15 protein-coding genes are annotated in these 18789 nt (G+C 68.2%); 9 read left to right on the top strand and 6 right to left on the bottom strand.

Annotation, left to right across the window (positions count from 1 at the left end):
* The first annotated feature begins 118 nt into the window (after window positions 1–118).
* The 6 genes from AC1HFW_RS19685 (at window position 119) to AC1HFW_RS19660 (ending at window position 5904) form a co-directional block, all read left to right on the top strand.
* Window positions 119–889 carry a 5-oxoprolinase subunit PxpA gene (locus tag AC1HFW_RS19685; protein WP_006392349.1) on the top strand — a complete coding sequence of 257 codons (771 nt, stop codon included), beginning with the start codon at window positions 119–121 and terminating at the stop codon, window positions 887–889.
* A 37-nt stretch (window positions 890–926) separates the two neighbouring features.
* Entirely contained in the window at window positions 927–1169 is a 243-nt protein-coding gene (locus tag AC1HFW_RS19680) for an acetyl-CoA carboxylase (RefSeq protein ID WP_479285004.1), read from the top strand.
* Window positions 1170–1172: 3 nt separating this feature from the next.
* Window positions 1173–2561 carry an acetyl-CoA carboxylase biotin carboxylase subunit gene (locus AC1HFW_RS19675; RefSeq protein WP_104021654.1) on the top strand — a complete coding sequence of 463 codons (1389 nt, stop codon included), beginning with the start codon at window positions 1173–1175 and terminating at the stop codon, window positions 2559–2561.
* A complete protein-coding gene (locus AC1HFW_RS19670; RefSeq protein ID WP_479285003.1) occupies window positions 2558–3433 on the top strand; it encodes a 5-oxoprolinase subunit B family protein in 876 nt (291 codons plus the stop codon). Before AC1HFW_RS19675 ends, AC1HFW_RS19670 begins: the two co-directional genes overlap by 4 nt.
* Window positions 3423–4412: a 5-oxoprolinase subunit C family protein gene (locus AC1HFW_RS19665; protein ID WP_479285002.1), complete on the top strand. Its 990-nt coding sequence runs from the start codon at window positions 3423–3425 to the stop codon at window positions 4410–4412. Before AC1HFW_RS19670 ends, AC1HFW_RS19665 begins: the two co-directional genes overlap by 11 nt.
* Before the next feature lie 154 nt (window positions 4413–4566).
* The gene (locus AC1HFW_RS19660) at window positions 4567–5904 is read left to right on the top strand and encodes a purine-cytosine permease family protein (protein WP_479285001.1); all 1338 of its coding nucleotides are present in this window, start codon (window positions 4567–4569) and stop codon (window positions 5902–5904) included.
* Window positions 5905–5971: 67 nt separating this feature from the next.
* Here the strand turns inward: AC1HFW_RS19660 and AC1HFW_RS19655 are convergent, their stop codons facing one another.
* The 5 genes from AC1HFW_RS19655 to AC1HFW_RS19635 all read right to left on the bottom strand — a co-directional run bounded on the left by AC1HFW_RS19655 (window position 5972) and on the right by AC1HFW_RS19635 (window position 14599).
* Window positions 5972–6499: a chromate transporter gene (locus tag AC1HFW_RS19655; protein ID WP_006392358.1), complete on the bottom strand. Its 528-nt coding sequence runs from the start codon at window positions 6497–6499 to the stop codon at window positions 5972–5974.
* Window positions 6496–7074, bottom strand: a complete 579-nt coding sequence (locus AC1HFW_RS19650; protein ID WP_238890848.1) for a chromate transporter — start codon at window positions 7072–7074, stop codon at window positions 6496–6498. The genes AC1HFW_RS19655 and AC1HFW_RS19650 overlap by 4 nt, the downstream gene beginning before the upstream one ends.
* A gap of 147 nt (window positions 7075–7221) precedes the next feature.
* A complete protein-coding gene (locus AC1HFW_RS19645) occupies window positions 7222–8688 on the bottom strand; it encodes a glutamate synthase subunit beta (RefSeq protein WP_104021653.1) in 1467 nt (488 codons plus the stop codon).
* Between the two features lie 8 nt (window positions 8689–8696).
* On the bottom strand, window positions 8697–13436 hold the full coding sequence (locus AC1HFW_RS19640) for a glutamate synthase-related protein (RefSeq protein ID WP_479285000.1): 4740 nt from the start codon (window positions 13434–13436) through the stop codon (window positions 8697–8699).
* A 368-nt stretch (window positions 13437–13804) separates the two neighbouring features.
* Window positions 13805–14599: a hypothetical protein gene (locus AC1HFW_RS19635; protein ID WP_006392362.1), complete on the bottom strand. Its 795-nt coding sequence runs from the start codon at window positions 14597–14599 to the stop codon at window positions 13805–13807.
* A 231-nt stretch (window positions 14600–14830) separates the two neighbouring features.
* Between AC1HFW_RS19635 and fghA the strand changes: the two genes are divergently transcribed.
* The 3 genes from fghA to rpoH all read left to right on the top strand — a co-directional run bounded on the left by fghA (window position 14831) and on the right by rpoH (window position 17571).
* Entirely contained in the window at window positions 14831–15694 is an 864-nt protein-coding gene (gene fghA / locus AC1HFW_RS19630; protein WP_479284999.1) for an S-formylglutathione hydrolase, read from the top strand.
* A gap of 96 nt (window positions 15695–15790) precedes the next feature.
* Window positions 15791–16480 carry a hypothetical protein gene (locus AC1HFW_RS19625; protein WP_006392364.1) on the top strand — a complete coding sequence of 230 codons (690 nt, stop codon included), beginning with the start codon at window positions 15791–15793 and terminating at the stop codon, window positions 16478–16480.
* Between the two features lie 206 nt (window positions 16481–16686).
* On the top strand, window positions 16687–17571 hold the full coding sequence (gene rpoH / locus AC1HFW_RS19620; protein WP_006388088.1) for an RNA polymerase sigma factor RpoH: 885 nt from the start codon (window positions 16687–16689) through the stop codon (window positions 17569–17571).
* Window positions 17572–17899: 328 nt separating this feature from the next.
* Here rpoH and cpdA read toward each other — a convergent pair whose 3' ends face one another.
* Window positions 17900–18739: a 3',5'-cyclic-AMP phosphodiesterase gene (gene cpdA / locus AC1HFW_RS19615; RefSeq protein WP_479284998.1), complete on the bottom strand. Its 840-nt coding sequence runs from the start codon at window positions 18737–18739 to the stop codon at window positions 17900–17902.
* Window positions 18740–18789 lie beyond the last annotated feature (50 nt).

Here is an 18789-nt window from a genome sequence, read left to right as displayed (position 1 = left end):
CATCTGAAATTCAGATAAGGATTGATCCAAAAAAAGAACTTTTTATCCCTCGGGCGCTTCGCTACTGTGCAGGCATTGCGCGGGCCACCGGCCCGCAAATGGAAGGAGATCCTGTTTCATGAGCAAGGCGACGATAGACCTGAACTCCGACATGGGCGAGGGCTTTGGTTCCTGGAAAATCGGCGATGACGTGGACGACGCCATCATGCCGCTGATCAGCTCGGCCAACATCGCCACCGGCTTTCACGCCGGCGATCCCAACATCATGAACCGCACCGTGGTGATGGCGCGCGAGCACGGCATCGGCATCGGCGCGCATCCCGGCTTTCGCGACCTGGTCGGCTTCGGCCGCCGCGACCTGAACGAGAACGCCGAGGGCCTGGTCAACGACATCGTCTACCAGGTCGGCGCGCTGCGCGAATTCGCCCGCCTCTATGGCCTGCGCCTGCAGCACGTCAAGCCGCATGGCGCGCTCTACATGCGCGCCGCGCGCGACGAAACCCTGTCGCGCCGGCTGGTGCAGACGCTGCGCGACCTGGAACCCACGCTGATGCTGTATTGCATGGAGAACTCGCTGACCTGCAAGGTGGCGCGCGAGCTGGGCCTGCCGGTGGTGCGCGAGTTCTACGCGGACCGCGACTACGACGCCAGCGGCTCGATCGTGTTCACGCGCTACACCCAGGCGCTCGATCCGGAGCAGGTGGCCGACAAGGTGCTGCGCGCGTGCACCGACGGCAAGGTGCGCACCGTGGACGGCCGCGACATCCCGATCGGCTTCGACTCCGTTTGCATCCACAGCGATACCCCCGGCGCGCTGGCGCTGGTGCAGGCCACTCGCGCCCGCCTGGAGGCGCACGGTATCCGCATCGCGCCGCCGCAGCTGTCCTGATCCGCCCACCATTCCCATACATTCCAAGGAGAAAACCATGTCGCAGCAAGAGATCCAGAGCCCACTGCCCGGCACCTTCTATCGCCGTCCCAGTCCCGACGCGGCGCCGTTCGTCGAGGTGGGCGCCGCCATCAAGCCGGGCGACGTGGTCGGCATCGTCGAGGTGATGAAGCAGTTCAACCAGATCGAGGCCGAGATCGGCGGCGTGGTCGCCGAGATCCTGGTGGCCGATGGCGATCCGGTCGAACCGGGCCAGCCCCTGCTGCGGATCGAGGGCTGAGGCATGGGCATGCATTCCTTCTACCGGCCGCGACGCATCCAGACCCTGCTGGTCGCCAACCGCGGCGAGATCGCGCTGCGCGTGATCCGCGCCGCGCGCGAGCTGGGCATGCGCACGGTGGCGGTCTACAGCGACGCCGATCGCGATGCGCTGGCGGTGCGCCTGGCCGACGCCGCCGTCCACATCGGCCCGGCCCACGCCACCCGCAGCTATCTGAATGCCGAGGCCCTGCTGGCGGCGGCGCGCGAGAGCGGCGCCGACGCGATCCATCCGGGCTACGGCTTCCTGGCCGAGAACGCCGATTTCTCCCAGGCCGTGACCGACGCCGGCCTGGTGTTCGTCGGCCCCGACGCCCGCACCATCCGCAGCATGGGCGACAAGGCCGCGGCGCGTGCCTGCGCCAAGGCGGCGGGCGTGCCCACGGTGCCGGGCAGCGAGGGCGTGGTGGGCTCGCTGGACGAGGCCCTGAGCCACGCCGCGCAGATCGGCTATCCGCTGATGATCAAGGCCAGCGCCGGCGGTGGCGGCCGCGGCATCCGCGTGGCGATCGACGAGGCGCAGCTGCGCGAGGCCATCCCCATGGCGCAGGCCGAGGCGCGCGCTGCCTTCGGCGACGGCGGCGTCTACCTGGAGCGCTACCTGCCGCGCGCCCGCCACATCGAGGTGCAGGTGCTGGGCGACGGCGAGCGCGCGGTGCACCTGTTCGAGCGCGAGTGCTCGCTGCAGCGCCGCCGCCAGAAGGTGTTCGAGGAAGCGCCGTCTCCGGCGCTCAGCCCCGCGTTGCGCCAGGCGCTGTGCGAATCGGCGCTGCGCCTGACCGAATCGGTGGGCTACCGCGGCGCGGGCACGCTGGAGTACCTGTACGACGAGACCCGCGGCGAGTTCTACTTCATCGAGATGAACACGCGCATCCAGGTCGAGCATCCCATCACCGAGGCCATCACCGGCATCGACCTGGTGCGCGAGATGCTGCGCATCGCCGACGGCGAGCCGCTACGCTTCAAGCAATCGGACATCGTCATGCGTGGCGCCGCCATCGAATGCCGCCTGAACGCCGAAGACCCGTCGCGCAATTTCGCGCCCGGCCCCGGCACCGTGTCGCACGTGCGCTGGCCGGCCGGACCGGGCGTGCGCATCGATTCGATGGTGTACGCCGGCAGCGTGGTGCCGCCCTACTACGATTCGCTGCTGGCCAAGCTGATCGTGTGGGACGAAGACCGCGACGCCGCGCTGGCGCGGATGGCGCGCGCGCTGGACGAAACCGAATTCGAGGGCGTGCCGTCGACGCTGGCCCTGCACCGCGCCCTGGTGGCCGATGCGGGCGTGCTGGCGGGCGACTATCACACCAACTATCTGGAAAGCTGGATGCAGCAGCGGGAGGGGACCCAATGACGGTGCGCTACACCCATGGCGGCGATGAATTCATCTTCGCCGAGATCAGCGAATCGATGTCGCTGGCCGCGTTCTTCAAGGGCATGGCGATCACGCGCGCGCTGCGCGAGCGCGCCGTGCCCGGCGTCAGCGAGATCTGCCCGGCCAACGCCTCGTACCAGATCCGCTACGACCCCGAGCAGGTCGCGCCCGAGGCCATGCTGGCCATCCTGCGCGAGATCGAGGCCACCATCGACCTGGACAACCTGCGGCTCGATACCCGCGTCATCGAGGTGCCAGTGCTGTACAACGACCCCTGGACCCACGAGACGCTGATGCGCTTTCGCGAGCGTCACCAGGACCCGGACTCGACCGACCTGGAATACGCCGCGCGCATCAACGGCTTTGCCGGCACCGACGAATTCATCGCGGCGCATTCCAGCGCGCCCTGGTTCGTGTCGATGGTGGGCTTCGTGGCCGGCCTGCCGTTCATGTTCCAGATGGTCGAACGAGAACGGCAGCTGGAAGTGCCCAAATACCTGCGGCCTCGCACCGACACCCCCAAGCACACGGTGGGGCACGGCGGCTGCTTCGCCTGCATCTATTCCGTGCGCGGCGCCGGCGGCTACCAGATGTTCGGCGTGACGCCCGCGCCGATCTTCGAGCCGGCCCAGCGCCAGGCGCACCTGCGCGATTCCATGGTGTTCTTCCGCCCCGGCGACATCGTCAAGTTCAAGCCGATCAGCCGCGCCGACTACGACACCGCGGTGGCCGAGGTCGAGGCCGGCACCTTCCAGCTCAACATCCGCCCGGTGTCGTTCTCGCTGTCCGAATTCATGGCCGCGCCCGCGCAGTACAACGCCCGCCTTCTGGAGACGCTCCATGTCGCATGACGAACCGCTCATCGAAGTGATCAAGCCCGGGCTGGCGACGTCGGTCCAGGACCGTGGCCGCCAGGGCTACTACCACCTGGGCATTCCGCCCTCGGGCGCGCTGGACCAGTACGCGCTGGCCGCCGCCAACCTGCTGGTGGGCAACCCCGAGGACGCGGCGGTGCTGGAATGCACGCTGATGGGGCCCGAGCTGCGCTTCACGCGCGCCGCGGTGATCGCCGTCACCGGCGCCACCATGATGCCCAGGATCGACGGCCAGGCGCAGGCCTGCAACACCGCGCTGGCGGTGCCGGCCGGCGCCCGGCTGTCGTTCGACTTCGTGCAGGCCGGCGCGCGCGCCTGCCTGGCGATCGCCGGCGGCATCGACGTGCCCAAGGTGCTGGGCAGCCGTTCGACCTACACGCTGGGCGCCATCGGCGGCTTCGAGGGCCGCCGCCTGCAGGCCGGCGACCGCCTGCGGGTGGGTGCGCCGCACCCGGGTGCGCGGGTGGGCCGCGCGCTGCCGGCCGAACTCGCCAGCGAGTGCCCGAAGGAGCAGGTGCTGCGCGTGGTGCCGGGCCTGTACGACCATCGCCTGATGCCGGAATCGGCCGCCTCGTTCTACGAGGACGCCTGGAGCGTGACCTCGGAAGCCGACCGCATCGGCTACCGCTACAAGAAAGGCCGCGCGCTCAAGTTCCAGCCGCGCGAGCAGCCGTTCGGCGCCGGTGCCGATCCGTCCAACATCGTCGACGCCTGCTATCCGATCGGGTCGATCCAGGTGCCGGCCGGGGTCGAACCCATCATCCTGCATCGCGACGCCGTCTCCGGCGGCGGCTACGCCATGATCGGCACCGTCATCAGCGCCGACCTCGACAAGGTTGGCCAGATGCAGCCCAACCAGCAGGCCCGCTTCGAGCGCATCACGCTCGAGACCGCCTTGCAGGCCCGCAAGGACTACCGCGCCCGCCTCGAGCGGCTGCGCACCGCCATGGGTTGATCCCCGCCCCGCTTTCCCGTTGATCGCTGCTTTCCTTCCGGCCCGTTGCGACGGGCCGGGCGGGCGCGCCTGCGCCTGTGCCTTTCGAGTTTCACACGCTGCACGCCGTACTCGTCCGCATTCCGCGGTTCTTCAGCACGTCAGGAGAGCCTCCATGGCCAACCTTGCTTCCAGCTCCTCGTCCTCCGACCGGGACACTTCCCTAGCCACCGTGGCCGATGCCGACCGCATGGGCCGATTCCCGCTCACCATGGCCTGGTGGGCCGTATGCAGCGCCATCTTCTACATCGTGGTCGGCGCCACGCTGGCGCTCAACTACGGCGCCCGCAACGCCATCATCGGCATGGTGCTGTCGGTGATTTCGTATGGCCTCATCAACGCCGTGATCTCGCGCTATGCCATCCGCACCGGGCAGTCGGTGGCGCTGTTCTCGCGCGGCGTGTTCGGCACCTCGGGCGCGGCGCTGGCCACGCTGATCTTCTTCGCCACCGCCATCTACTACGCCGTGTTCGAGGGCTCGGTGATGGCCGTCGCCGCGCACCACATGTTCCCGGCCGTGCCCTACTGGGCCTTCGCGCTGCTGGTGGTCATCTACAGTGTGCTGCTGATCTTCGGCAGCGTGCAGCGCTGGCTCGACAAGTTCAACGGCGTGCTGCTGCCGTTCTACCTGGGCGGCCTGCTGCTGGCGGTGGTGCTGGCCACGCGCGAATACGGCTACAGCGACGCCTGGCTGGCGTTCGGCCCGGCCGGCGGGCCGGTGGCGGGCGGCTGGTGGGACGCCTACGTGTACTACATGGGCGTGTGGATCCTGATGATGTTCACCTTCGACTACGCGCGCTTCGGCCGCCGCGAGGATGCGCGCTACCACGGCCGCTACAACTTCGGCATGCCGTTCTACCTGGTCACCTTCCTGCTCAATGGCGTGGCCGGCATCTACCTGGTCGCCATCATTCCCGGCGATGGCGCCTTGAGCGAAGTGTCGGTGGTGCTGGCGCTGCTCAAGCTGATGGGGCTGGGCGGCCTGTTCTTCGTGTGGGTGACGCAGACCCGCATCAACACCGCCAACTACTACCTGGCCACCATCAACATGCAGGCCTTCTTCGCCCGCTTCGGCCTGGGCCGCTGGCCCAAGGCGGCGTGGGCAGTGGTGGTGGGCCTGGTGTCGTACGCCCTGATGCTGTTCGACGTGTTCGCCTACCTGCTGCAGGCGCTGGCCTACCAGGGCATCTTCGTGGTGGCGTGGGTCGCGGTGGCGCTGGTGCACATCCTGGCGGTGGGCGAGACCGAGCCGGCGCCGGGCGGCGGCAGCGCTTACAACCGCCGCGGCCTGGGCGCCTGGTTCGCGGGCGCCGCGAGCGGCCTGGTGTTGATGCACGTGAGCGGCCTGGCCGCGACCTTCGCGGCGCCGGCCAGCTTCGTGGTGGCGGGCGCGGTGTACTGGCTGGGCCAGGCCGCGGTGTCGGGCCAGCGCATGCAGGGCGGCGGCGCCTAGCGACGCGACGGCCGGCGGCTGGGCGCGGAGCCGGGCCCGCCGGCGCGGCGATGGGCGGGGTTGCGCGTCAGGCCAGCGCGGCCAGGAACACGACCGCGCCCAGCGCCAGCATCAGGAAGGGGCTGACGCGGGTGTAGACCAGCGCCAGCGTCGAGACGGCGGCCACGCCCCAGGCCCAGGCCCCGCCTTCGGCGGCGCGCAGCAGCGTGCACGACGAAGCCAGGATCATGCCGGCCGCCACCGGCACCAGTCCGGCCTCGATGGCGCGCACGCAGGTGGCGTGGCGGTAGCGCGCCCAGACCCGCGCCAGCGCATAGATCAACAGCGAACAAGGCAGGAAGATCGCGATCGAGGCGGCGATGGCGCCGGCCCAGCCGCCCACCTGCCAGCCGATCAGCGTCACCAGCAGCGAGGCCGGCCCCGGCGTGATGCGCGACAGCGCGAAGTAGTCCAGGAACTGCGCCTCGGTGATCCAGCCGTAGTTGTCCACGGCCTGGCGGTGGATCTCGGGCAGGATGCTCTGGCCGCCGCCCACCGTCAGGAACGACTGCGGCGTGAAGACCGCGAACAGGTCGTGCAGCGTGGCCAGGTTCATGCTTGCCGCTCCCGGCGCCGCAGGCGCGAGTAGGCGATGCCGATCGACAGCGGCGCCATGACGCCCACCACCCACAACAGCGGCAGGCGCAACAGGAAGATGGCGGCGAAGGTCACGCCCATGACCGCGGCCGGCACCCAGCCCTGCAGCGCGCGCCGCGCGGCGCGCAGGCCGGTCTGCAACGACACGCCCACCGCCGCCGCCGCCACGCCCGCCATCGCCACGTGCAGGCCGTGCGATTGGGCCAGGCGGGCGAACAGCGCCGCGGCGGCGATCGCCACCAGCATCGGCGGCACCGTGATGCCCAGGCCGCCCAGCAGCGCGCCGGGGCCGCCGCGCAGGCGAAAGCCGATCCAGATGGCCAGGTTCACCACGTTTACGCCGGGGAACGACTGCGCCAGCGCCAGGCCGCTGAGAAAGTCGGATTCGGACAGCCAGCGCCGCTGCTGCACGAATTCGCGCATCATCCAGCCGCTCAGCCCGCCGCCGAAACTGGTCAGGCCGACCTTGGAGAAGGCCAGGAAAATCTGCGGCAGCGTCGGCGGTGCGGCAACGGCGGGATCGGTGGCGGACATGGCGGATGGCGCGGCGGGGCGATGCCGCATCTTACGCAAGGCGAAATGTCGGTTGGCTGAAAAAACCGCGCCGCCGGGCACGGGGTGCCGGGCGGCGCAAGCGGGTCAGGACCCGCCAGGTCTGGCGGACCCCGGGACGCGGCGCGTTCAGCGCGGCAATTCGCTCGACCCCATCAGGTAGGCATCCACCGAACGCGCGCACTGGCGGCCTTCGCGGATGGCCCAGACCACCAGGGACTGGCCGCGGCGCATGTCGCCGGCGGTGAAGACCTTTTCCACGTTGGTGCGGTAGTCGTCGGTGTTGGCGCGCACGTTGCCGCGCGCGTCGCGGTCGACGCCGAAGGCATCCAGCACGGTCTGCACCGGCGACACGAAGCCCATGGCCAGCAGCACCAGGTCGGCCTTGATCTCGAATTCCGAGCCTTCGACCTCGCGCATCTTCATCTGGCCGGTGGCTTCGTCCTTGAACCACTCGACGCGGGCGCCGACCAGCTTCTCGACCTTGCCGTTGCTGCCCTGCAGCAGCTTGGTGGTCACCGACCAGTCGCGCTCGCAGCCTTCCTCGTGCGAGGACGAGGTGCGCATCTTCAGCGGCCAGTACGGCCACGTCATGGTCTTGTTCTCGGATTCGGGCGGCTGGGGCATCAGCTCGAACTGCGTGACCGAGGCGGCGCCGTGGCGGTTGCTGGTGCCGACACAGTCGGAACCGGTGTCGCCGCCGCCGATCACCACCACGTGCTTGCCCTTGGCCAGCGTCTGGTTGGTGAGGCGGTCGCCGGCCACGGCCTTGTTCTGCTGGCGCAGGAAGTCCATGGCGAAGTACACGCCCGACAGCTCGCGGCCGGGCACCGGCAGGTCGCGCGGGGTTTCCGAACCGCCGCTCATCACCACGGCGTCGAATTCGGCCAGCAGCGAGTCCGGGGTGCGCACGGTCAGGCCGTCGGCCACGGGGTCGGACGGGTTGCCGACGTAGGTCGAGGGCGCGAATTCCACGCCTTCGGCTTCCATCTGCGATATGCGGCGGTCGATCTGGTGCTTTTCCAGCTTGAAGTCGGGAATGCCGTAGCGCAGCAGGCCGCCGATGCGGTCGCTCTTCTCGAACAGCGTGACCGAGTGGCCGGCGCGCGCCAGCTGCTGCGCGCACGCCATGCCGGCGGGGCCGGAGCCTACCACCGCGACCTTCTTGCCGGTCTTGCGCGCCGGCAGTTGCGGCGCGACCCAGCCTTCGGCCCAGCCCTTGTCGATGATGGCGTGCTCGATGGACTTGATGCCCACGGCGTCGCTGTTGATGTTCAAGGTACAGGCGGCTTCACACGGCGCCGGGCAGATGCGGCCGGTGAATTCCGGGAAGTTGTTGGTGGAATGCAGCACGTCCAGCGCGCGGCGCCAGTCCTGCTTGTACACCAGGTCATTCCAGTCGGGGATGATGTTGTTGACCGGGCAGCCGTTGTTGCAGAACGGGATGCCGCAGTCCATGCAGCGCGCCGCCTGCTGCTTGGCCTGGTCGTCCGTCAGGTGCAGCACGAATTCGCGCCAGTTCTTCAGCCGCTTCTGCGGGGCCTCGGAGGCCTCCTGCAGGCGCTGGTATTCCATAAAGCCGGTAATCTTTCCCATGGTATTCCTCACGCAGCCAGTTGTTGCGGGTTGGCTGCACGCCACATTTCACCCAATGCGCGGCGGTAGTCCGTCGGCATGACCTTTACGAATTTGCCGCGCGAGGCTTCCCAGTCGCCCAGGATCTCGCGGGCGCGGAAGCTGCCGGTGTAGCGGAAGTGGTCTTCCACCAGGCGGCGCAGGATGGCTTCATCCGTTTCGCGTTCGCCGCCGCGCTGCGCGCTGTGCCAGACGTCGATGTTGTTCTGGGCCTGCTGCTCGGCATGCGGCACCACGGCTTCCAGTTCGACCATCGACAGGTTGGCGCGATGCTTGAGCGTGCGCTCCGGATCCCACACGTACGCCACGCCGCCCGACATGCCGGCGGCGAAGTTGCGGCCGGTGGCGCCCAGCACCACCACGGTGCCGCCCGTCATGTATTCGCAGCCGTGGTCGCCGGTGCCTTCCACGACCGTGGCGGCGCCCGAGTTGCGCACCGCGAAGCGTTCGCCGGCCACGCCGTTGAAGAAGGCCTCGCCCGCCAGCGCGCCGTACAGGACGGTGTTGCCGGCGATGATGTGGTCGGGGCCGAAGCCGCGGAAATCGTTGGGCGAGCGCACGATGATGCGGCCGCCCGACAGGCCCTTGCCGACGTAGTCGTTGCCTTCGCCCACCAGGTCCATGGTGATGCCATGGGCCAGGAACGCGCCGAAGCTCTGGCCGGCGGTGCCGTTGCACTGGATGTGGATGGTGTCGTCCGGCAGGCCGTCATGGCCGTAGCGCGCGGCCACGGCGCCCGACAGCATGGCGCCGATGGTGCGGTTGCGGTTGCGCACCGGCACGATGAACGAGACCTTTTCGCCGCGTTCCAGCGCGGGCTTGCTGCGCTCGATCAGCTGATGGTCGAGCGCGCCGGCCAGGCCGTGGTCCTGCTCTTCGGTCTGGCGCACGTCGGCGTCGGATTGGGTCTGGTGGAACACGCGGGCGAAGTCCAGGCCCTGCGCCTTCCAGTGCTCGACGCCCGAGCGCATGTCCAGCAGGTCGGCGCGGCCGATCAGGTCGTCGAACTTGCGGATGCCCAGCTGGGCCATGATCTCGCGCACTTCCTCGGCGATGAAGAAGAAGAAGTTGACGACGTGTTCGGGCTTGCCCTGGAACTTCTTGCGCAGCACCGGATCCTGCGTGGCCACGCCCACCGGGCAGGTGTTCAGGTGGCACTTGCGCATCATGATGCAGCCTTCGACGACCAGCGGCGCCGTGGCGAAGCCGAATTCATCGGCGCCCAGCAGCGCGCCGATGACGACGTCGCGGCCGGTCTTCATCTGGCCGTCGGCCTGCACGCGGATGCGGCTGCGCAGGCGGTTCAGCACCAGCGTCTGCTGGGTTTCGGCCAGGCCGAGTTCCCACGGCGTGCCGACGTGCTTGATGGACGACACCGGCGAGGCGCCCGTGCCGCCGTCATGGCCGGCGATCACGACGTGGTCGGCCTTGGCCTTGGCCACGCCCGCGGCCACCGTGCCGACGCCGACTTCCGACACCAGCTTGACCGAGATCGAGGCCTTGGTGTTGACGTTCTTCAGGTCGTGGATCAGCTGCGCCAGGTCCTCGATCGAGTAGATGTCGTGGTGCGGCGGCGGCGAGATCAGGCCCACGCCCGGCACCGAATAGCGCAGCTTGGCGATGTATTCCGAGACCTTGTGGCCGGGCAGCTGGCCGCCCTCGCCAGGCTTGGCGCCCTGCGCCATCTTGATCTGGATCTGGTCGGCCGACGACAGGTACTCGGCGGTGACGCCGAAGCGGCCCGAGGCGACCTGCTTGATCTTCGAGCGCAGCGAGTCGCCCTTCTTGAGTTCGACGTCGGCTTCGATGCGTTCCGGACCCAGCAGCGAGGCCAGCGTGTCGCCGTCCTTGATGGTGCTGCGGCCTTCGCGCATCTCGGCGCGGTAGCGCAGTTCGTCTTCGCCGCCTTCGCCGGTGTTGGACTTGCCGCCGATGCGGTTCATGGCCACGGCCAGCACCGAGTGCGCCTCGGTCGAGATCGAACCCAGCGACATGGCGCCGGTGGCAAAGCGCTTGACGATGTCTTTGGCCGATTCGACGTCATCGAGCGGAATGGCGCGCGACGGGTCGAAGCGGAACTCGAACAGGCCGCGCAGCGTCATGTGGCGGCGGCTCTGGTCGTTGATGATCTGCGCGTACTCCTTGTACGTGCGGTAGTTGTTGGCGCGCGAGGCGTGCTGCAGCTTGGCGATGGAGTCCGGCGTCCACATGTGCTCTTCGCCGCGCACGCGATAGGCGTATTCGCCGCCCGCGTCCAGGTCGTTGGCCAGGACCGGGTCGCTGCTGAACGCGGCGCGGTGCTGGCGCAGCGCTTCCTCGGCCACCTGGAAGATGCCGATGCCCTCGATGTTGGAGGCGGTGCCGGTGAAGTACTTGTTCACCAGGCTGCTCTGCAGGCCGACCGCTTCGAAGATCTGGGCGCCGGTGTAGGACATGTAGGTGGAAATGCCCATCTTGGACATCACCTTGTTCAGGCCCTTGCCGATCGCCTTGATGAAGTTCTTGACGGCCTTTTCCGGGTCGCTCATCTTGCCCAGCGATTCCAGCGCCAGGTTGGGGTGGATGGCTTCGGCGCCGTAGCCGCCCAGCAGCGCGAAGTGGTGCACTTCGCGGGCCGAGCCGGTTTCCACCACCAGGCCGGTGTTGGTGCGCAGGCCGGCGCGGATCAGGTGCTGGTGCACCGCCGAGGTGGCCAGCAGCGCGGGGATGGCCACGCGCTCGCCGTCGACCAGGCGGTCCGACACGATCAGGATGTTGTAGCCGCTCTGGACCGCGTCCACGGCGCGCGCGCACAGCGCGGCCACGCGGGCTTCAATGCCCTCGGGACCCCAGGCGGCCGGGTAGGTGATATCCAGCTCGAAGCTGCGGAATTTCTTGCCCGTCACCTGCTCGATGTCGCGGATCTGCGCCATGGCGGCGAAGTCCAGCACCGGCTGCGACACTTCCAGGCGCAGCGGCGGGTTGACGTTGTTGATGTCCAGCAGGTTGGGCTTGGGGCCGATGAACGACACCAGCGACATCACCATCTGTTCGCGGATCGGGTCGATCGGCGGGTTGGTGACCTGGGCGAACAGCTGGCGGAAATAGTTGTAGAACGGCTTGGCGCGGTCGGACAGCACGGCCAGCGGGGCGTCATTGCCCATCGAGCCGATCACTTCCTCGCCGGTCGAGGCCATGGGTTCCAGGATGAACTTGTAGTCTTCCTGGGTCCAGCCGAAGGCCTGCTGGCGATCCAGCAGCGCCACCGGCGATTGCGCGGGCACGGCGGCCTGGCGCGGGGCCGGCAGCGATTCCAGCTTGATCTGCAGGCGTTCGATCCACTGGCGGTACGGACGGCTGTTGGCCAGTTGCAGCTTGATCTCGGCGTCGTCGATGATGCGGCCCTGTTCCAGGTCGATCAGGAACATCTTGCCCGGCTGCAGGCGCCACTTCTTGGTGATGCGGTTTTCCGGGATCGACAGGGTGCCGGCTTCGGAAGCCAGGATGACCATGTCGTCATCGGTCACCAGGTAGCGCGCCGGACGCAGGCCGTTGCGGTCGAGCGTGGCGCCGATCTGGCGGCCGTCGGTGAAGGCGACCGCGGCGGGGCCGTCCCACGGCTCCATCATGGCGGCGTGGTATTCGTAGAAAGCGCGGCGGCTCTCGTCCATCTGCGTGTGCTGCTCCCAGGCTTCCGGGATCATCATCATCATGGCGTGGGCCAGCGAGTAGCCCGAATTCACCAGCAGTTCCAGGCAGTTGTCGAACGTGGCGGTGTCCGACTGGCCTTCGTAGACGATGGGGTACAGCTTCTTCAGGTCGTCGCCCAGCACGGCCGACTGCATCATGCCTTCGCGGGCGCGCAGCCAATTGAAGTTGCCCTTGACCGTGTTGATTTCGCCGTTGTGGGCGATCATGCGGTACGGGTGGGCCAGCGGCCAGGCCGGGAAGGTGTTGGTCGAGAAGCGTTGGTGCACCAGCGCCAGCGCCGACACGGTGCGCGGGTCGGCCAGGTCGCGGTAGTAGCGGCCGACCTGGTCGGCCAGCAGCAGGCCCTTGTAGACCACGGTGCGCACCGAGGCCGAGGGCACGAAGTATTCCTTGCCGTGCGCCAGGTGCATGTTCTGGATGGCGTGGCTGGCGGTCTTGCGGATCACGTACAGCTTGCGTTCCAGCGCGTCCGGCACCATCACGTCGGCGCCGCGGCCGATGAACAGCTGGCGGATCACGGGTTCGCAGTCGCGCACGGTGGGCGACATCGGCATGTCGACGTCCACGGGCACGTTGCGCCAGCCCAGCACGACCTGGCCTTCGGCGCGCACCGAGCGCTCCAGTTCCTGTTCGCAGGCCAGGCGCGAGGCGGTTTCCTTGGGCAGGAACACCATGGCCACGCCGTATTCGCCGGGCGGGGGCAGGGTGATGCCGTGCTGCGCGAACTCGTCGCGGTACAGCGTGTCGGGGATCTGGATCAGGATGCCGGCGCCGTCGCCCATCAGCTTGTCCGCGCCCACCGCGCCGCGGTGATCCAGGTTTTCCAGGATCTTCAGGCCTTGCTGGATGATGGCGTGGCTTTTCTTGCCCTTGATGTGCGCCACGAACCCCACGCCACAGGCGTCATGTTCGTTCTTGGGGTGGTACAGGCCCTGGGCAGGCGGCAGGCCGATGCGGCTGGCATCGATCGGGGTCGCCTTGGGGGTGGGACAGGATTCGTTCGGGGTGATTTGGGGCATGGCGCGCTCCGCAGTAAGACTGCGTTCTAATGTTGCAGTGCAGGAACGGACAATACCCCCGCGCGTAGTAGGGTGCAATAGGAATATAAGGGGTATGACCCCAATTAATTCAATGCACCGTCATAGAGCATTAATACGGGGACGCAACAAGAGCCGCGCCAATCAAGGCTTGCCACGGGGGTGTGCCGACCCGCATGGTTCTTGAGAGCATGACTCCCTCATTTTCGCCATGTTTTGTCCCTAATTATTGTGATGCTTTTTAGCGAATTTGGCGGGCCGCTCGGCGTCCATCGGGCAGCGTCGGATGCACGCGTTCATGCCGCCACGGTGATCGCGGCGGCATGAAAAAAGCGCCCGAAGGCGCTGTGTCAGGAGGTCGATCCGCTTCCGGAGGTTCCGGAGGTCGGCGGCGGTGACGCCGGCGATGCGGCCGGGGCGGTATCGCCGTCGGAGTCGGCGGCGGCCGGCGTGGCCGGCTTCTTGCGCGGGCGTCCGCGTTGGCCCGGGGCCACGCGACGGCTGGCGGTGTGGGCCAGGCTGGCGATGAAGCTCGGGCCGCCCAGCGCCCACTGGCCAGAAACGGCCTGGTCGATGCGCTGGCTTTCCTCGCGCGACAGGCCGTCCTGCAGGCGCTTGCGGTAGTTGGCCTGGCGATCGAACGGCGTGTTGCCGCAGGCCCAGTAGTCGGCGTGGTCGGACTGCCACTGCGCCGGCGCGGCCGTAGTGTTGCCGGTATGGCTGGAGGCCGAGGACCAGGGCCAGGAGTCGGGATCCTGCGAGGCGCCGCTGCGCACCGGATAGGTTTCCAGCCAGACCAGCGCGGGCAGCACCCAGGCGCCAGGTTCGAGCAGGGCCGATCGGTAGCGGCCGGCGAATACCCGGCCGCCGCGCAGGCGCGCCGCCAGGTTGCGGCCCAGCGTCTGCATCAGGCGCGGCAGGCCTTCCTCGTCGGCGGGGGTGGCCAGCAGCAGGATGCGGTCGTTGGCGAGCAGCCAGCCATGCACCGATACCCGGTGGCGCTGGGCGGATTCGCCCAGCCACGTGGCTAGCTGGTTGAGGATATCGGCCGGGGCGGGCTGTGATGCCGCCGCCAGCGGCTGAATGAAGTTGGCCTGCACCAGTTGGGGCAGCCCAGGGGCGTACAGACGGGGCAGACGGGCCATAGTGTCAGGGCTTGCGCTTCCAGAAGAACGGGTTGTCTTCTCTCACGTATATAAATAGTGCCACGGTGAACGCTGGTCAAGCCCCGCGATCACAATATGGGCGCGGAATCGCTACTTTTTGTGGAAAGGACTCCAATTCGGGCAGGTTAACATTCGGCGACGGATCGTCGTACCGTGGATATACCCTAATTCCGACCGAATTTTCTTCAGCCTCAGACCCGGAGACTTCCCATGCTCGCCTCCCTGGAACTCATTTCCCAGCATCGTTGTTTCGGGGGTTCGCAGCGCTATTACCGCCATGAGTCGGCCGAGATCGGCCTGCCGATGCGGTTTTCGGTGTTCGTCCCGCCGCAGGCCGAGCACGGCCCGGTGCCGGTGCTGTTCTACCTGGCCGGCCTGACCTGCACCGAGGAAACCTTCATGATCAAGGCGGGCGCCCAGCGCCTGGCCGCCGAGCTGGGCGTGATGCTGGTGGCGCCCGACACCAGCCCGCGCGGCGCCAACGTGCCCGGCGAAGACGAAAGCTGGGACCTGGGCACCGGCGCCGGCTTCTACCTGGACGCCACCACCTCGGCCTGGCGCACCCACTACCGCATGGACAGCTACGTGACCCGCGAGCTCCATGGCATCGTCACCACCGCCCTGCCCGGCGACGCCGCGCGCGTCGGCATCTTCGGCCACTCGATGGGCGGCCACGGCGCGCTGGTGCTGGCGCTGCGCAATCCGGGCAAGTTCCGCTCGGTCTCGGCGTTCGCCCCGATCGCCGCGCCCAGCCAGTGCCCCTGGGGCCAGAAGGCGTTCGGCGCCTACCTGGGCGAGAACCGCGACGACTGGGCCGCCTACGACGCCTCGGCGCTGATGCGCGGCCTGCGCCAGCCGTTCCCCGGCGGCATCCTGCTCGACCAGGGCAGCGCCGACCAGTTCCTGGCCGAGCAGTTGTATCCCGAGGTATTCGAGGCCGCCTGCGCCAGCGCCGGCCAGCCGCTGGTGCTGCGCCGCCAGGAAGGCTACGACCATGGCTATTACTTCATCTCGACCTTCATCGAGGATCACATCCGGTTTCACGTCGAGCGGCTTGGAAAGCCGGCCGCCTGACGCCCCGCTTCTATACTGGGCGGCCTGCCGTGGCAGGCCCGCGGCGTCCCCCGCCCGGTCCCCGGCCGTGGCGTTCTTTGCATAGGATCGCCTGATTTGATCAACGGAATCGCTCCCTTCGTCTGGATCCTGCTGGCCGCGGTGGTCGTCTTCCTGCCGGGCCTGGCGATGCTGCTGGGCAAGGGCGGCCCGCGCGACGAGCGCGGCCGGCGCACCTTCCAGTTCCGGCCCGTGCGGCGCGTGTTCGGCCTGTTGCTGCTGTTGCTGGGCGGCGTGTCGGGGCTGCTGGCGCTGTCGCTGGTCCAGTTCTTCAAGCTGACCACCGACGAACCCGTTGCCCGGATCGAGATCCGCCAGCAGGCGGAAGGCCAGTTCCAGGTCAGCGCCAGCGCGCCGGGCGTGGGCACCAAGCAGTACGTGCTGTATGGCGACCAGTGGCAGATCGACGCCCGCGTGGTGCGCTGGCGTCTGCCGGCCCTGATGGCCGGCGTGTCGCCGCTGTACCGCCTGGAACGCCTGTCCGGCCGTTATAGCGACGCCGCGCGCGAGGCCTCGGCGACGCGTTCGGTGCATGCGCTGGACGACTGGCCGGCGCCGGACCTGGGTTCGCTCAAGCAGAGCTTCCCGAACTGGTTCCCCTTCGTCGATGTCCAATTCGGCAGCGCGGCCTACATGCCGCTGTTCGACGGCGCGAAGTACCAGGTCTATATGGATCCGCGCGGCGCGCTGTTCGCCCGACCGGACGGCGAGGCCACCGCGGCCGGGCTGAAGCGCCTGGGCTGGTAGCCGGGGCAGCCGGCCCCCGATTGCGGGTGAAGCGGACCCGGCCCGCCAGGGCGCTGGCGCCCACGCGCCCGGTGCGAATTTAAAATGGGGACGCGTTGCTGGATGGAAACTTTGACGCGCCGCAATAGTCGAATTAGCACTCCCTTTACTAGAGTGCTAACATCGAATCCATGTCTTTACCCCTTCGCTTTCCGGAGACCGCCGCAATGAAACAACCCAGTACCTCGTTGGCCACTTCCGGCAACGCCCTGGCGTTGGCCATCGCCAATCCGGGCGCGCTCGGCACGATCGATGCCTACATCTCGGCCGTGAACCGCCTGCCGGTCCTGTCGGCCGAACGCGAAACCGAACTCGGCCGCCGCCTGCGCGACAGCGAAGACCTGGGCGCCGCGCGCGAACTGGTGCTGTCGCACCTGCGCCTGGTGGTGTCCGTGGCGCGCCAGTACCTGGGCTATGGCTTGCCCCACGCCGACCTGATCCAGGAAGGCAACGTCGGCCTGATGAAGGCCGTCAAGCGTTTCGACCCCGAGCGCGGCGTGCGCCTGGTGTCGTTCGCCGTGCACTGGATCAAGGCCGAGATCCACGAATACATCATCCGCAACTGGCGCCTGGTCAAGGTGGCGACCACCAAGGCCCAGCGCAAGCTGTTCTTCAACCTGCGCAGCATGCGTCCGGACGGCCAGACGCTGGACCCGGAACAGGTCGACCACATCGCGCGCGAACTCAACGTGCGCCGCGAAGACGTCAGCGAAATGGAAGTGCGCCTGTCCGGCCGCGACATGTCGCTCGAGAACCAGGACGACGATGACGACAGCTACGCGCCCATCGCGTACCTGTCCGACGAAGGCCGCCAGGAGCCGACCCGCGTGCTGGAACGCGCCGCGCGCGACCAGCTGCAGAGCTCGGGCCTGTCGAGCGCGCTGGAAGCGCTGGACCCGCGTTCGCGCCGCATCGTCGAAGCCCGTTGGCTGCAGGACGACGGCGGCGCCACGCTGCACGAACTGGCGCAGGAATTCGGCGTGTCGGCCGAACGCATCCGCCAGATCGAGGCCGCCGCGTTGAAGAAGATGCGCGGCAACCTGGCCGCCTGATTCCCCGCCGCATCCATGCCAAGGGCCGCGATTCGCGGCCCTTTTCTTTTGCGCCGCAGCCTGGGCGCGCCCCGGGAAAGGGGCCACGGCGGCCGTTGTCGCGACGCACCAATAAATTGATACAAATTCGCCGCGAAATAACGCTCGATTTCAGAAACTTAATGAAGTGGGCACCGCCTAACTTCACGTAGACCGCAAACTTTGGTTGGCAGTCTTGTCATCCGTCTCGGCTTCTCCTCTTTCCCCTCCCCTATGAGACGGATGCTTGCGGGGCACCACGCATATGGTGCCCCGTTTTTTATTGCGCGCGCGAAACGCGCGGCCTCGCTCAGGCCGCCTGCGCGCTGGCCGGGCCGGGCTGCGCCGCATGCCACAGCGCGTCCTGCACGCGCCGCACGCCGGTGGCCATGGAGCCATCCTGGTAAAGCTTGAGCCAGCGATAGCCGGGGGCGAGGTTGTCGACCACGTGCTTGCCGTCGCGAATGCTGAACTGGAAGCAGGTGGACGGCGTGGCCAGCATGCGCAGGTTGTGGCGGCGGCGGTCGAATTCGTGGTGCACGTGGCCCCACAGCAGCACCCGCACCTGCGGCCAGCGCGCCAGCAGCTTGAACAGCGCCTGCGGGTTGTCGATCATCATCGAGTCATGCCAGTGGCTGTCGATCTGCATCGGGTTGTGGTGCATGGCCAGCAGCGTGTGCCGTCCAGGCGCCTCGGCCAGCGCGGCTTCCAGCAGGTCGAGCTGGCTGTCGGGCAGGTGGCCGGCGTTCGAGCCGGGCACGGTGGTGTCCAGCGAGACCACGCGCCAGGCGCCCACGTCCGTCACCGGCACCGACCATTCGGGCAGTTCATGGCGCATCGCCAGGGGCAGGTCGTGGTTGCCCGGCAGGCAACGGATCCGGGCGCCTTCCAGCGCCGGCGCCGCGCCCAGGATGGCGGCCAGGCGCTGATAGGCGGCGGGTTCGCCGTCCTGGGACAGGTCGCCGGTGGCCAGCAGCAGGTCGGGGTGCTTGCTGTCGGCCTCGATCTGGCGCAGCACGGCGCGCAAGCTGGCGTCGGTGTTGACGCCGAGCATCACGGTGTCGGGCTCGCCGAACAGGTGGCAATCGGTCAGCTGGACGAGCATGGCCGGGGCGTCGGTGCGCCGGGCCAGGGTATGGACGCGTGCCAAGTGCGGCTCCTGCGAAGTTTCTGCACGGCCCCTACCTTACCGAAAAATCG

The organism is Achromobacter sp. ISS7 (genome assembly GCF_056523125.1).
The sequence above is the reverse complement of the archived record's forward strand: the minus strand, read 5'-3'. Positions and strand labels throughout refer to the sequence as shown.

What these genes read in the sequence shown, in the direction of transcription:
- AC1HFW_RS19685 (WP_006392349.1), top strand. Translation starts at nt 119, where the DNA reads ATGAGCAAGGCGACGATAGACCTGAACTCCGACATGGGCGAGGGCTTT.
- AC1HFW_RS19680 (WP_479285004.1), top strand. Translation starts at nt 927, where the DNA reads ATGTCGCAGCAAGAGATCCAGAGCCCACTGCCCGGCACCTTCTATCGC.
- AC1HFW_RS19675 (WP_104021654.1), top strand. Translation starts at nt 1,173, where the DNA reads ATGGGCATGCATTCCTTCTACCGGCCGCGACGCATCCAGACCCTGCTG.
- AC1HFW_RS19670 (WP_479285003.1), top strand. Translation starts at nt 2,558, where the DNA reads ATGACGGTGCGCTACACCCATGGCGGCGATGAATTCATCTTCGCCGAG.
- AC1HFW_RS19665 (WP_479285002.1), top strand. Translation starts at nt 3,423, where the DNA reads ATGTCGCATGACGAACCGCTCATCGAAGTGATCAAGCCCGGGCTGGCG.
- AC1HFW_RS19660 (WP_479285001.1), top strand. Translation starts at nt 4,567, where the DNA reads ATGGCCAACCTTGCTTCCAGCTCCTCGTCCTCCGACCGGGACACTTCC.
- AC1HFW_RS19655 (WP_006392358.1), bottom strand. Translation starts at nt 6,499, where the DNA reads ATGAACCTGGCCACGCTGCACGACCTGTTCGCGGTCTTCACGCCGCAG.
- AC1HFW_RS19650 (WP_238890848.1), bottom strand. Translation starts at nt 7,074, where the DNA reads ATGTCCGCCACCGATCCCGCCGTTGCCGCACCGCCGACGCTGCCGCAG.
- AC1HFW_RS19645 (WP_104021653.1), bottom strand. Translation starts at nt 8,688, where the DNA reads ATGGGAAAGATTACCGGCTTTATGGAATACCAGCGCCTGCAGGAGGCC.
- AC1HFW_RS19640 (WP_479285000.1), bottom strand. Translation starts at nt 13,436, where the DNA reads ATGCCCCAAATCACCCCGAACGAATCCTGTCCCACCCCCAAGGCGACC.
- AC1HFW_RS19635 (WP_006392362.1), bottom strand. Translation starts at nt 14,599, where the DNA reads ATGGCCCGTCTGCCCCGTCTGTACGCCCCTGGGCTGCCCCAACTGGTG.
- fghA (WP_479284999.1), top strand. Translation starts at nt 14,831, where the DNA reads ATGCTCGCCTCCCTGGAACTCATTTCCCAGCATCGTTGTTTCGGGGGT.
- rpoH (WP_006388088.1), top strand. Translation starts at nt 16,687, where the DNA reads ATGAAACAACCCAGTACCTCGTTGGCCACTTCCGGCAACGCCCTGGCG.